Raw genomic sequence first — 13,594 nt, 5'->3', positions numbered from 1 at the left:
GTGCAAAATGTTGATGTCGCCATTGTGGGTGGCGGAATGGTAGGACTGGCGCTGGCCTGTGGTTTACAGGGCAGCGGCCTGCGCGTGGCCGTGCTTGAGCAAAAAGCGCCGCAGCCTGTGGCGCAGGATGCACCGCCGGAGCTGCGCGTCTCGGCGATCAATGCCGCCAGCGAAAAGCTACTGACGCACCTTGGCGTCTGGTCTGAAATCGTGGCGCTGCGTGCCAGCTGTTACCATGGCATGGAAGTGTGGGACAAAGACAGCTTCGGCCATATCGCGTTTGACGATGAAAGCATGGGCTACAGCCATCTTGGACACATCGTTGAAAACGCGGTGATCCACCACGCGCTGTGGCAGAAAGCACAGCAGTGCAGCGACGTCACGCTGATCGCACCGGCGAAACTCCAGCAGGTGGCGTGGGGCGAAAACGACGCGTTTATCACTCTTGAAAGTGGCGACATGCTGACCGCGCGTCTGGTGGTGGGTGCCGACGGCGCCAATTCCTGGCTGCGTAACAAAGCGGATATTCCGCTGACCTTCTGGGATTACCGCCATCACGCGTTGGTGGCCACAATCCGCACCGAAGAGCCGCACGGCGGCGTGGCGCGCCAGATTTTCCATAATGACGGCATTCTGGCCTTCCTGCCGCTTGCCGATCCGCATCTCTGCTCCATCGTCTGGTCCTTAGAGCCGGAGAAAGCGCAGCAGATGCAGGAGGCGACGCCGGATGCCTTCAGTCAGGCGCTATGCGTGGCGTTTGATAACCGTCTGGGCCTGTGCATGCTTGAAAGCGAACGCCAGACGTTTCCGTTAACCGGTCGCTACGCGCGTCAGTTTGCCGCGCACCGTCTGGCGCTGGTGGGGGATGCGGCGCATACCATTCATCCGCTGGCCGGGCAGGGGGTGAACCTCGGCTTTATGGACGCGGCTGAGCTGGTTGAAGAGCTGCGTCGCCTGCATCGGGAAGGCAAAGATATTGGTCAGCATCTGTATCTGCGTCGCTACGAGCGCAGCCGCAAACACAGTGCGGCGATGATGCTGGCGGGTATGCAGGGCTTCCGCGAGCTGTTTGCCGGAGCGAATCCGGCGAAAAAACTGCTGCGCGATATTGGCCTCAAGCTGGCCGACACCCTTCCCGGCGTAAAACCGCAGCTTCTTCGTCAGGCAATGGGCCTCAACGATCTTCCCGACTGGTTACGTTAATCTCGATCCCCGTCACACTTTATTTTCCCGGCCTCCGCGCCGGGGAAATTTCCTCGTTTGAAATAATCTAATTTCACGTCATTTTTCGCATTAGAAAATCTAATCTTACTATTTTTATGTTACGGAAATTCGGCCCGTTTTTCCGCACGAAATATCACCATCTGCTAAATTCTGTTAGATCATTGTTAATTTTATGCGGGTTTAATCGCATTTTCCCAGTGAATAACTCTGTAGGCTTTTCAGCGATTTTTGGTCATAAGCTAATGTGATGACCCGTTTTACCTTATGGTTAACCGCCGGTTTCGGTGGTAAGTTCAGGTAAAAGAGAACGTTTGCGTCGGCCCCCGATCGCGAGGCCGACACCGGGTTTCACGGTGAATTTTTCAACGAGGAAAAGATGGCTCAACAGACTCCTTTGTACGAACAGCACGTGTTGTGCGGCGCCCGCATGGTGGACTTCCACGGCTGGATGATGCCGCTGCACTACGGCTCGCAGATTGATGAGCACCACGCGGTGCGCACCGATGCCGGTATGTTCGACGTGTCTCATATGACGATTGTCGACCTGCGCGGTAGCCGCACCCGGGAGTTTTTGCGTTATCTGCTGGCAAATGACGTCGCCAAACTGAAGACGCCGGGCAAAGCGCTCTATACCGGCATGCTGAATGCCTCGGGCGGCGTGATTGATGACCTTATCGTCTATTACTTCACTGAAGATTTCTTCCGCCTCGTTGTAAACTCCGCCACCCGCGAAAAAGACCTCTCCTGGATCACCCAACACGCCGAACCTTATGCCATCGACATCACCGTCCGTGACGATCTGTCACTGATCGCCGTGCAGGGGCCGAACGCGCAGGCGAAAGCCGCGTCTCTGTTCAGCGACGAGCAGCGCAAAGCCACCGAAGGCATGAAGCCGTTCTTCGGCGTGCAGGCGGGCGATCTGTTTATCGCCACCACCGGCTACACCGGTGAAGCGGGCTACGAAATTGCCATGCCAAACGATAAGGCCGCTGATTTCTGGCGTGCGCTGGTGGAGGCGGGCGTGAAGCCTGCGGGCCTGGGCGCGCGCGATACGCTGCGTCTGGAAGCGGGGATGAACCTCTACGGTCAGGAGATGGACGAAGGCGTCTCTCCGCTGGCGGCCAACATGGGCTGGACCATCGCGTGGGAACCGGCTGACCGTGATTTTATTGGTCGTGAAGCGCTGGAGATGCAGCGCGAGAAGGGCACTGAACAGCTGGTTGGCCTGGTGATGAAAGAAAAAGGCGTGCTGCGCGGCGAGCTGCCGGTGCGCTTCACCGATGCCGATGGCAATCATCGCGAAGGCGTGATCACCAGCGGAACGTTCTCCCCGACGCTCAGCTACAGTATTGCCCTGGCACGCGTGCCGGCGGGGATTGGCGAAACGGCGGTGGTGCAGATCCGCAACCGCGAAATGCCGGTCAACGTGACCAAACCGATTTTTGTTCGCGCCGGTAAGCCGGTCGCCTAACTATTTTTATCAGGAGAACTTCAATGAGCAATGTGCCAGCAGAACTGAAATACAGCAAAGAACACGAGTGGCTGCGCAAAGAGGCGGACGGCACTTACACCGTTGGGATCACCGAGCACGCGCAGGAGCTGCTGGGCGACATGGTGTTTGTTGATCTGCCGGAAGTGGGCGCAACCGTGAGCGCAGGCGACGACTGTGCGGTGGCGGAATCCGTTAAAGCGGCCTCTGACATCTACGCCCCGGTGAGCGGTGAAATTGTTGCCGTGAACGACGCGCTGAGCGACTCCCCGGAGCTGGTCAACAGCGAACCGTATGAAGGCGGCTGGATCTTCAAGATCAAAGCCAGCGACGAAGCGCAGGTTGCCGCGCTGCTGGATGCGACCGCGTACGAAGCACTACTGGAAGACGAATAGCGTTGTGCCGGATGGCGCTGCGCTTATCCGGCCTACAGGTCAACGTAGGCCCGGTAAGCGTTAGCGCCACCGGGCAACAGCGTTACAGATAACTACGATTCACTGCACGTTTCAGGAACCATCGCTCATGACACAGACTTTAAGCCAGCTTGAAAACCGTGGCGCTTTCATTGAACGTCACATTGGGCCGGATGCTCAGCAACAGCAGGAGATGCTGAAGACAGTTGGCGCGGATTCATTAAACGCACTGATCGGCCAGATCGTGCCAAAAGACATCCAGCTTGCTACGCCGCCGCAGGTAGGCGAGTCCACGACGGAGTTCGCCGCGCTGGCGGAGCTGAAGGCCATCGCCGGCCTTAACAAGCGCTATAAGTCTTACATCGGCATGGGCTACACCAACGTGCAGTTACCGCCGGTGATCCTGCGTAATATGCTGGAAAACCCGGGCTGGTACACCGCTTATACCCCGTATCAGCCAGAAGTCTCCCAGGGCCGTCTGGAAGCGCTACTGAACTTCCAGCAGGTGACGCTGGATCTGACCGGTATGGATATCGCCTCTGCCTCGCTGCTGGATGAAGCGACCGCCGCCGCCGAAGCGATGGCGATGGCGAAGCGCGTGAGCAAGCTGAAAAACGCCAACCGCTTCTTCGTGGCGGCGGACGTGCATCCCCAGACGCTGGACGTGGTGCGCACCCGTGCGGAAACCTTCGGCTTTGAGGTGATTGTCGACGACGCTGAAAAAGTGCTGGATCACCAGGACGTCTTCGGCGTGCTGTTGCAGCAGGTGGGCACCACCGGGGAAGTGCACGACTACGGCGCACTGATCGCCGAGCTGAAATCCCGTAAGGTTATTGTTAGCGTCGCCGCTGATTTTATGGCGCTGGTGCTGCTGACGGCGCCAGGCAAACAGGGCGCGGATATTGTCTTCGGCTCAGCCCAGCGTTTCGGCGTGCCGATGGGCTACGGCGGCCCGCACGCGGCGTTCTTTGGCGCGAAAGATGAATTTAAACGTTCCATGCCAGGCCGTATTATCGGCGTATCGAAAGATGCCGCCGGTAACACCGCGCTGCGCATGGCGATGCAGACCCGCGAGCAGCATATCCGCCGCGAGAAAGCGAACTCCAACATCTGTACCTCGCAGGTGCTGCTGGCTAACATTGCCAGCCTGTACGCGGTGTTCCACGGTCCGGCAGGCCTGAAACGTATTGCCAGCCGCATCCACCGTCTGGCCGATATTCTGGCCTGCGGTCTGCAACAGAAAGGTCTCAGACTGCGTCATGCACACTACTTCGACACCCTGTGCGTCGAGGTGGCAGACAAAGCGGCCGTGCTGGCGCGCGCCGAGGCAGCGCAAATCAACCTGCGCAGCGACATTCACAATGCGGTCGGCATTACGCTGGACGAAAGCACCACCCGTGACGATATCCTGACCCTGTTCAATGTATTGCTGGGTGACGCACACGGTCTGGACGTTGATACGCTCGACAAAGAGGTTGCGCTCGACAGCCGCTCCATTCAGGAAAGCATGCTGCGCGACGACGCGATCCTGACTCACCCGGTGTTCAACCGCTATCACAGCGAAACCGAGATGATGCGTTACATGCACTCTCTGGAACGTAAAGATCTGGCGTTGAACCAGGCGATGATCCCGCTGGGCTCCTGCACCATGAAGCTGAACGCCGCGGCTGAGATGATCCCAATTACCTGGCCTGAATTCTCTGAGCTGCACCCGTTCTGCCCGGCTGAGCAGGCGGAAGGTTATCACATGATGATCAACCAGCTCTCCGACTGGCTGGTGAAGCTGACCGGGTACGACGCGCTCTGCATGCAGCCGAACTCCGGTGCGCAGGGTGAATACGCCGGTCTGCTGGCGATCCGTCACTATCACGAAAGCCGCAACGAAGGCCACCGTGATATCTGCCTGATCCCAAGCTCTGCCCACGGTACCAACCCGGCTTCTGCCCAGATGGCAGGAATGGAAGTGGTGGTTGTGGCGTGCGACAAAAACGGCAACATCGATCTGGCCGACCTGCGCGCCAAAGCCGAGCAGGCGGGCGACAAACTCTCCTGCATTATGGTGACCTACCCGTCCACCCACGGCGTGTACGAAGAAACTATCCGTGAAGTGTGTGAAGTGGTGCATCAGTTCGGCGGCCAGGTTTACCTCGACGGCGCAAACATGAACGCCCAGGTGGGCATCACCTCTCCGGGCTTTATTGGCGCGGACGTGTCGCACCTGAACCTGCATAAAACGTTCTGCATTCCGCACGGCGGTGGCGGCCCGGGGATGGGTCCTATCGGCGTGAAGGCGCACCTGGCGCCGTTTGTCCCAGGCCACAGCGTGGTGCAGATCGAAGGCATGCTGACCCGTCAGGGCGCGGTCTCTGCGGCACCGTTCGGCAGCGCCTCTATCCTGCCAATCAGCTGGATGTACATCCGCATGATGGGCGCGGAAGGGCTGAAGCAGGCCAGCCAGGTGGCGATCCTCAACGCCAACTACATCGCAACGCGTCTGAAGGACGCCTATCCGGTGCTCTACACCGGCCGCGACGGTCGCGTGGCGCACGAATGCATCCTCGATATTCGTCCTCTGAAAGAAGAGACGGGCATCAGCGAGCTGGATATTGCCAAGCGCCTGATCGACTACGGCTTCCACGCGCCAACCATGTCCTTCCCGGTTGCGGGAACGCTGATGGTTGAGCCGACTGAATCTGAAAGCAAGGTGGAGCTGGATCGCTTTATCGACGCGATGCTGGCGATCCGCAGCGAAATCGACCGCGTGAAAGGCGGGGAGTGGACGCTGGAAGATAACCCGCTGGTGAACGCGCCGCATACCCAGAACGAACTGGTGGCAGAGTGGAACCATGGTTATACCCGCGAACTGGCTGTCTTCCCGGCAGGTGTGGCAAACAAATACTGGCCAACCGTGAAACGTCTTGATGATGTTTACGGCGACCGTAACCTGTTCTGCTCCTGCGTACCGATGAGCGAATACCAGTAACGTTGTTCCTGTAGTAACGTAGGCCGGGTAAGGCGAAGCCGCCACCCGGCTTTTTTATTGGGAGAAAAGAATGGCAATTGCACTGGTCACCGGCGCCAGCCGGGGTATTGGTAAAGCCACCGCGCTACAGCTGGCAAGCGAAGGCTACACCGTTGCGGTGAATTTTCATCACAACATCAAAGCCGCGACGGAGGTCATTAATCAGATCGTGGACGCGGGTGGTAAAGCCTTTGCCGTGCGCGCGGACATCAGCGATGAAGCGCAGGTAATGGCGATGTTCGACAGCATCGATCGCGAAGGTGAGCCGCTCGCCGCACTGGTGAACAACGCCGGAATTTTGTTTGAACAATCCACCATCGAAAACCTCTCCGCTGAACGTATTAACCGCGTGCTGGCTACCAACGTCACCGGCTATTTTCTCTGTTGCCGTGAAGCGGTTAAGCGCATGTCGCATAAACACGGCGGCAAGGGCGGCGCGATTGTGAATGTCTCCTCGGCGGCCTCCCGACTGGGCGCGCCAGGGGAATATGTGGATTATGCCGCCTCAAAAGGGGCGGTGGATTCCCTGACCACCGGCCTCGCGCTGGAGGTGGCGGCGCAGGGCATTCGCGTTAACGGCGTGCGGCCAGGCCTGATTTATACCGATATTCACGCCTCCGGCGGCGAGCCGGGGCGTGTGGATCGGGTGAAGTCGATGTTACCGATGCAGCGTGGCGGTCAGCCGGAGGAGGTTGCCCAGGCCATTGTCTGGCTGCTGAGCGACAAAGCCTCCTATGTCACCGGTAGCTTCCTGGAGCTGGCTGGCGGGAAGTAACGCTACGACGCCAGCCACAGCCGCAGGCGCATTCCCCAGCCGCTGGTCCAGCCGGTGGTGATCGACTTTACCTCGCCGTGAGAGATCACCACCAGCGTTGGCGTCACCTTAACATCCCACTCACGCGCCAGTTCTCCGCTGGCGTCGTTGACCGTGGGCATCATCGCCTTCTTCTTCCTCATCCATGTTTCGAGCGTCGCGTTATCGCCCGAGCGCAGCGCAACCGACATCACGTTACCCCCGTCCGCGGCAAGCGTCGCCACCGACGGCGTGGTGTAGCGGCAGACGCCGCACCATGTCGCCCAGACGTAGACCAGCAGCGGCCGCTCCTTACTCATGGCGATAAGATCGACGGGCTGACCGTCGAGGGTGTGCAGTGCCGTCGCGGGGAAATTCTGCGGCAGCGCGGGCTGGCGGAAATAGTCCACCGCCAGGCTCACGGCTACGCCAATCAGCAGCCACACGCCCAGCTCGCGCAGCAGGCGCGGAAGCTTACTTGCCACGGGCGTTTGCCAGCTGTTCTTTGACCAGCCCCTCCAGGTCGTCATACGGGATTGCGCCCGCCACCATCTGGTCGCCGATAATGGTCGCCGGGGTACCCTGAATATTCAGCACCTGCGCCAGGATGAGGTTCATCTTTAGGCTGTCCATGGTTTTATCATCCGTTTTAATGCTGTCCGTTCCGGTCTTTACCTTCGCGGCGGCGATGCTGGCGTCATCGTGATAGCCCTTTTTCATCATCAGCCGCTGGTGCAGCGCCCAGAATTTATCCGGCGCCTGCTGCCACGTTGAGAGCGCCGCTTTCGCGGCATTTACCGAGCTTTGTCCCTTGAACGGCAGCAGTTTGACGATGAGCTGCACGTCGGGATTTTCCTGCACGATTTTCTCAAGCATTGGGTCGAACTGCTTGCAATACGGGCAGTTGTAGTCAGTGAAGGAGACGATGGTCAGCTTCGGCGATGTCGCGCCGGTTTGCGGGCTGTTGGGGTCGTTAAACAGCAGTTTTGCCAGCTGGTCGCTGGAAGCGTCATCAGAAGGTGCGGCGAAACCGAACGTTGATAACGACAGCAGAAGTAAGGCAACGAAGGCTCTCATGTTATTTTCCTTTTGCATCGGACAGGGTGCTCAGCACCGCTTCGCGGCTTAACAACGCAGGCAGCACGTGGCCCTGCGGTAATCCCGGTCCGTAGATCTGGTTAAACGGCACGGCGGCGCTGCCGCGCGTGGTTAAGAACTGGCTGATGGTATCTGAGGGGCGGCTCCAGTCGCCGCGCAGGGCGACAACGTCCGGGGCGGAGAGCGCATCCTGCACGTCGTCGCGTAGCAGCACGTTGTATTTATTGGCTTTACAGGTCACGCACCAGTCGGCGGTCACGTCGACGAACACCCGTTTGTTCTCCGCCAGCGCGCGGGCAATGGCCTGCTCGCTGAGCGGCTGCCAGTGAATACGATCGCGGCGGGAACCCTCGCCGCCGGAACCGGATACAAACGCGACCGCCCCGGCCACCACTACAGCTAATACCCCGGCGCGCAGTGCCGTTTGCCAGCGGTAGCGCCAGGCGGTGACCAGCAGCAGCGTAAGGATCAGGAGCACGCCCAGCGTGATGACGGGCAGGCTGCCAATGTGCACCGTCAGCAGGCTCAGCAGCCACAGCGATGAGCCGAGCATCATCATCCCCAGCACTACGCGTACGACGTTCATCCAGCGTCCCGGACGCGGCAACCGCTGGGCCAGCCCCGGCCAGGCCGCCACCAGCAGCCACGGCAGGCTCATGCCGATACCCATCGCCAGGAAGATCCCCCACAGCAGGGGAAGCGGTGCCGCCAGCGCGACTGAGACCGCCGTACCCAGGAACGGCGCGGTGCAGGGTGTCGCCAGCAGCGTGGCAAACGCGCCTTGCCAGAAATGACCCGCAAGCCCGTTGCCGCCGCGCGTGGCGATGAAGGTGCTGGCGCCGGAAGGGAGACGGATTTCAAACAACCCCAGCAGGCTGGCGCTGAAAAGCACCATCACCAGCGCCATCGCGCCAATAAACCACGGATTCTGGAACTGGATCCCCCAGCCGAGCGCCTGATTGCCTAAGCGTAAAACCGTCATCATCAGCGCCAGCGCGAGGAACGAGATCACGATCCCGGCTACCGACGCAAGAAACTGTCGGCGTACCTGACCCCGCGCCTGCCGTTCGGTTTGCATCAGCGTGCCCAGCTTCATGGCCAGCACGGGCAGTACGCAGGGCATGACGTTAAGGATCAGACCGCCCGCCAGCGCCATCAGCAACACCCAGCCTAACGAGAGCGTCGGCGCGGCGTTCCCCGGCTGAATGCTCAGGCTGGACTCCTGCGCCTGCCCGCTATCGGCCAGAACCAGCGACAGGGTTTTGCCGCTGAGGTTGGGCGCGGCCTCGCCCCAGCTGTCCGTCACGGGCACGGTGGCGACCAGCGAGTCACCGCGCACGGTGAGGGCCGGTTTGCCGAAATCAACATCATCCATACCGTCGATAAACAGGGACGGCGCCTGCCAGCCTGCGTCACGCTGCGCCGTTACGGTCAGCTTGCCGGGGGCATAGGTGGCGTTAAGCGTTGAGGTCAACCCGCCGCTGAGCGGAAGGGTGCCCATGGCCCGACTGAAATCGTAATCAAAACCGGCGCCTGCGGATGCGGTCATGTTCAGCGAAAACGGGTAGTCGGTAAGAATACAGACGTTGCTACAGGTGGAGAGCGTCAGTACGCCGCTCAGGATCTTCGGGACGTCGCCCCGCAGAGTGATGGGAAAGCTGACATCGCCGTGGTAGCCCTGCGTGGTGATGCCCGCGACGTCGAAACGCTGCGGCACAGGCCAGCGCCAGATCGCCTCGACGGGCTGATGCCATTTAATCGCGGGTGCGACGCCGCCTTCGCCCGGCGAGCGCCAGTAGGTTTTCCAGCCTTTTTGCAGGGCGACGTCCAGCAGCAGGCGGGTTTCGCCAGTGCTTTCGGGTTGCGCACGCAGCCTGACGCTGGCGTGCTGATTATCGGCGGCGCGCAGCCAGCCGCTGTCGGCAGCCTGGCTGAGGGGCAGCCATAGCCAAAGCAGGCAGACCAGCAGTCGCCTGAATACAGTAAACATAAATTTTCTCCGTAAATGATGAATTAACCTGAAGTAACAGGCGAAGGCTCATTCACGGAAGACGCATAATCGCAGATGCACCCTTAACCGGGGCGAGGAGATAACGCGGGGAGGCCACTGCCGTTCGCGGCGCGGTGGACTGGCTGCCAGCAACGCCAGCAGCAGGGTGACGGCACTCAGGGCGCCTTCAAATAAAACAGGCGGGACCGACATCAGCGACTTGGCGCTAAGCTCACATGGGGTTACCGGTGCGTCGGCACTCTCCTGCCCCTGCTGGACAGACTGGCTCGTGGTGGTGACGTTCATGACAAGCGCGTGCATCCCGGCCATCCGCTGGGCGGTGCATATCAGCACCACCAGGCAGGCCAGGGCTACAAGCAGGATAGCGTTGCGTTGTCGCTTGATCATGTTCGCCTCAAATATTCAGGACGCCTATATTATCGGGCGAACATATTTTGGCAACGCAAAAGCTGTAAAGAAGTGTCTGGAAGATAAGCGGTTTGCCCTCTCCGCTTGCAGAGAGGGCGAGCCATTACAGCGTTTCGCCGTTGCTGGCGATGACGGTTTTATACCACTCGAAACTCTTCTTACGGGAGCGGGACATGTCACCGGTACCGTCATCGTGCTTGTTGACGTAGATAAAGCCGTAGCGCTTACTGTACTGGCCGGTGGTGAAGGAGACGCAGTCGATGCAGCCCCACGGCGTGTAGCCCATCAGATCCACGCCATCCCAGGTCACCGCCTTCATCATCTCTTCCACGTGGGCGCGCAGGTAGTCGATGCGATAGTCATCGTTGATGCTGCCGTCCTCTTCCACGGTGTCGTAGGCGCCGAAACCATTTTCCACGATAAACAGCGGCTTCTGATAACGCTCGTACAGTTCACACAGCGAATAGCGCAGGCCTACCGGATCAATCTGCCAGCCCCAGTCGGACGCCTTGACGTGTGGGTTCGGCACGCTGCCCTCGAAGCCGGAAATGGCGTCACCGGTACCGCCTTCCGCTTTGACCGCGTTGGTCATGTAGTAGCTGAAACCTAAGTAATCGCAGGTGCCTTCACGCAGGATCTGCTCGTCGCCAGCTTCCATTTTGATGGAGAAGCCACGGCGCTCCCACTCGTTCAGCACGTAAGACGGGTAGTAGCCGCGCAGCTGTACGTCGGTAAAGACGTAGCGCTCGCGCATGGATTCCTGAGCGAACATGACATCTTCTGGCTTGCAGGAGTACGGATAGAGCGCCACCATCGCCAGCATGCAGCCGACTTTCATTTCCGGGTTAATGCGGCGTGCGGCTTTCACCGCCAGCGCGCTGGCCACGAACTGGTGGTGCAGCACCTGGTACATGGTCTCTTCCGGGTTGTCGTGCTCGGTATAGACCACGCCAGAGCAGCAGTAGCCGAACAGCGGCGCACGCCAGTTGCGCTGGTTGTTGATTTCGTTGAAGGTCATCCAGTATTTGACCTTATTTTTGTAGCGCTCAAATACCACTTCCGAGAAGCGCACAAAGAAATCGACCACTTTACGGTTGGTCCATCCGCCATATTCCTGAACGAGGTGCAGCGGCATTTCAAAGTGGGAGAGGGTGATCACCGGCTCGATATTGTACTTCAGCAGTTCATCGAACATGTCGTCGTAAAACTTCAGCCCCTCTTCGTTTGGCTGAGTTTCGTCGCCTTTCGGGAAGATGCGCGTCCAGGCGATGGAGGTACGGAAACATTTGAAGCCCATCTCGGCAAACAGCCTGATGTCTTCTTTGTAATGGCCGTAGAAGTCGACGGCTTCGTGGTTGGGGTAATATTTGCCTTCAATCACTTCCTGCGTGATTTCTCGCGGAACGCCGTGTGCGCCGCCGGTGAGCACGTCGCAGATGCTTGGCCCTTTGCCGCCTTTGTTCCAGCCGCCTTCAACCTGGTGCGCCGCTACCGCGCCGCCCCATAAAAAATCTTTCGGTAAGGTGAGTTTTTTCATCTTTGCTATTCTCAATTCAGGACTTATTGATTTCGAGTCTAGCAAAGCGGAATTAAATGTCACGATATAACATTTTGCGGAAATTGTAATTTGTCACATCAAAAAAACAGGATGTTTTATTCTGTTAATTTCTTCGCCAGTTTCCGGCCTAATGATTCCAGAATATAGATGACGGGAATTTGCGTGGTGATATCGTAAACGCCGCCAATGCGCGTTTGCGGTACGTGCCAGGAGAGGTTAAAGTCCGCCAGCTTTGCGAGACGTGAATGTTCGTGGCTGGTGACTGAGAGCACCTTGCAGTGGTGCAGGCTGAACTGGCTGGCGAAGCGCAGGATCTCCTCGGTCTCGCCGGAGACGGAGAGTACAATGGCCAGCGCATTTTTAGCCATGTCGTTAGTGACCGGGAAATAAGGATCGTCGATATGGTTACTGAATTTCCCGATATTTGAAAAGAAACGTGCGCCATATTTTGCCAGCGATCCGGAGGTGCCCGCACCGACAAAAATAATTCGTTCAGATGATAAAATAATATCGACGGCGTTATCTAATAGCGCATCAAACTCTTCGTTATTTACGCTTTTAAAGAAGCTGATGATTTCACTGGCACCAAAATTCGCCTGCTGCGGCTCGTTCTGCTCCAGATAGAGTTTAAAGCGCACCCGAAATTCCGAGTAACCATCGCAGTTGAGCTTGCGGCAGAAGCGCAGGATAGTGGTAGTGGAAACGCCCGCCGCATCCGCCAGCTCGCGGATGGTCATGTACATCACTTTATCGCGGTTCTTAATGACATAGTTGTAGACCATCATTTCCAGATTGTTGAGGCTGGCAATGGCGGAATGGCTGAACATACTCACAATGGCTAAACTCGCTGTCGGACACTATTCCTGAAGCATACCATGATGACGAAGGGCGGGAGACGGATTTATCTCCTTGATTACTTAGATGTTAATGAAATCATTTACACCTGTGCGGTGGATTGTTTTTACATTATGCTGATTTATAAGGATAAATCTTGAATGTGGATTTATTTTAGCTAACAGGTGTTCACTGGAATCATTCTCAGTTAGCATAGGCTGGCGATGAATAATCATCTTTTGTTTTCCCGGAGTTAAGTATGGTGAGCAGACCATTAATCGCACAGGGATATTCGCTGGCTGAGGAAGTAGCCAACAGTATAAGCCACGGCATTGGCCTGGTTTTTGGGATTGTCGGCTTAGTGTTATTGCTGGTACAGGCAGTGGATACCAACGCCAGCGCGATGGCCATTACCAGCTACAGTCTGTATGGCGGGAGTATGATCCTGCTTTTCCTGGCCTCAACGCTGTATCACGCTATTCCGCATCAACGGGCGAAGATATGGCTCAAGAAATTTGACCACTGCGCTATCTATCTTCTTATTGCGGGTACCTATACACCGTTTTTGCTGGTGGGGCTCAACTCACCGCTGTCGCGTGGCCTGATGATTGTGATCTGGAGCCTGGCGCTGCTGGGGATCCTGTTTAAGCTGACTATTGCGCACCGGTTTAAAGTGTTGTCGCTGGTTACCTATCTGACAATGGGCTGGCTGTCGCTGATTGTGGTGTATCAGTTAGCTATTAA

12 protein-coding genes are annotated in these 13,594 nt (G+C 58.0%); 6 read left to right on the top strand and 6 right to left on the bottom strand.

The window, feature by feature from the left end:
- The 5 genes from ubiI (at position 1) to IMQ56_RS20020 (ending at position 6,923) form a co-directional block, all read left to right on the top strand.
- On the top strand, positions 1–1,203 hold the full coding sequence (gene ubiI / locus IMQ56_RS20040) for an FAD-dependent 2-octaprenylphenol hydroxylase (protein ID WP_023295388.1): 1,203 nt from the start codon (positions 1–3) through the stop codon (positions 1,201–1,203).
- Between the two features lie 397 nt (positions 1,204–1,600).
- On the top strand, positions 1,601–2,695 hold the full coding sequence (gene gcvT, locus IMQ56_RS20035; RefSeq protein ID WP_196063883.1) for a glycine cleavage system aminomethyltransferase GcvT: 1,095 nt from the start codon (positions 1,601–1,603) through the stop codon (positions 2,693–2,695).
- 23 nt (positions 2,696–2,718) lie between these two features.
- On the top strand, positions 2,719–3,108 hold the full coding sequence (gene gcvH, locus IMQ56_RS20030) for a glycine cleavage system protein GcvH (protein WP_006811885.1): 390 nt from the start codon (positions 2,719–2,721) through the stop codon (positions 3,106–3,108).
- Positions 3,109–3,235: 127 nt separating this feature from the next.
- Complete coding sequence (gene gcvP / locus IMQ56_RS20025) at positions 3,236–6,109, top strand: aminomethyl-transferring glycine dehydrogenase (RefSeq protein ID WP_134691197.1); 2,874 nt, start codon at positions 3,236–3,238, stop codon at positions 6,107–6,109.
- A gap of 70 nt (positions 6,110–6,179) precedes the next feature.
- Positions 6,180–6,923 (top strand): SDR family oxidoreductase, encoded by a 744-nt coding sequence (locus tag IMQ56_RS20020; protein ID WP_134691199.1) that lies wholly within the window; start codon positions 6,180–6,182, stop codon positions 6,921–6,923.
- Between the two features lie 2 nt (positions 6,924–6,925).
- Here IMQ56_RS20020 and IMQ56_RS20015 read toward each other — a convergent pair whose 3' ends face one another.
- From IMQ56_RS20015 to IMQ56_RS19990, 6 genes are all read right to left on the bottom strand, one after another.
- Positions 6,926–7,426: a protein disulfide oxidoreductase gene (locus tag IMQ56_RS20015; protein ID WP_134691207.1), complete on the bottom strand. Its 501-nt coding sequence runs from the start codon at positions 7,424–7,426 to the stop codon at positions 6,926–6,928.
- On the bottom strand, positions 7,416–8,018 hold the full coding sequence (locus IMQ56_RS20010; RefSeq protein WP_047733990.1) for a DsbA family protein: 603 nt from the start codon (positions 8,016–8,018) through the stop codon (positions 7,416–7,418). Before IMQ56_RS20010 ends, IMQ56_RS20015 begins: the two co-directional genes overlap by 11 nt.
- Before the next feature lies 1 nt (position 8,019).
- On the bottom strand, positions 8,020–10,029 hold the full coding sequence (locus tag IMQ56_RS20005; RefSeq protein ID WP_196063882.1) for a protein-disulfide reductase DsbD domain-containing protein: 2,010 nt from the start codon (positions 10,027–10,029) through the stop codon (positions 8,020–8,022).
- A 48-nt stretch (positions 10,030–10,077) separates the two neighbouring features.
- Entirely contained in the window at positions 10,078–10,437 is a 360-nt protein-coding gene (locus IMQ56_RS20000) for a hypothetical protein (RefSeq protein ID WP_017382892.1), read from the bottom strand.
- 124 nt (positions 10,438–10,561) lie between these two features.
- Complete coding sequence (bglA, locus tag IMQ56_RS19995) at positions 10,562–11,995, bottom strand: 6-phospho-beta-glucosidase BglA (protein ID WP_017382891.1); 1,434 nt, start codon at positions 11,993–11,995, stop codon at positions 10,562–10,564.
- A 116-nt stretch (positions 11,996–12,111) separates the two neighbouring features.
- Positions 12,112–12,843 (bottom strand): MurR/RpiR family transcriptional regulator, encoded by a 732-nt coding sequence (locus IMQ56_RS19990; RefSeq protein WP_015571796.1) that lies wholly within the window; start codon positions 12,841–12,843, stop codon positions 12,112–12,114.
- A 266-nt stretch (positions 12,844–13,109) separates the two neighbouring features.
- Here IMQ56_RS19990 and IMQ56_RS19985 point away from each other — a divergent pair.
- The coding region (locus IMQ56_RS19985; protein ID WP_196065244.1) for a hemolysin III family protein at positions 13,110–13,594 on the top strand (485 nt) is incomplete at its 3' end.

This window comes from Enterobacter sp. Res13-Sevr-PEC09-46, from assembly GCF_015672585.1.
In the GTDB taxonomy this organism is placed as follows: Bacteria; Pseudomonadota; Gammaproteobacteria; order Enterobacterales; family Enterobacteriaceae; genus Enterobacter; species Enterobacter hormaechei_C.
This window is presented reverse-complemented; position numbering and strand designations above follow the sequence as displayed.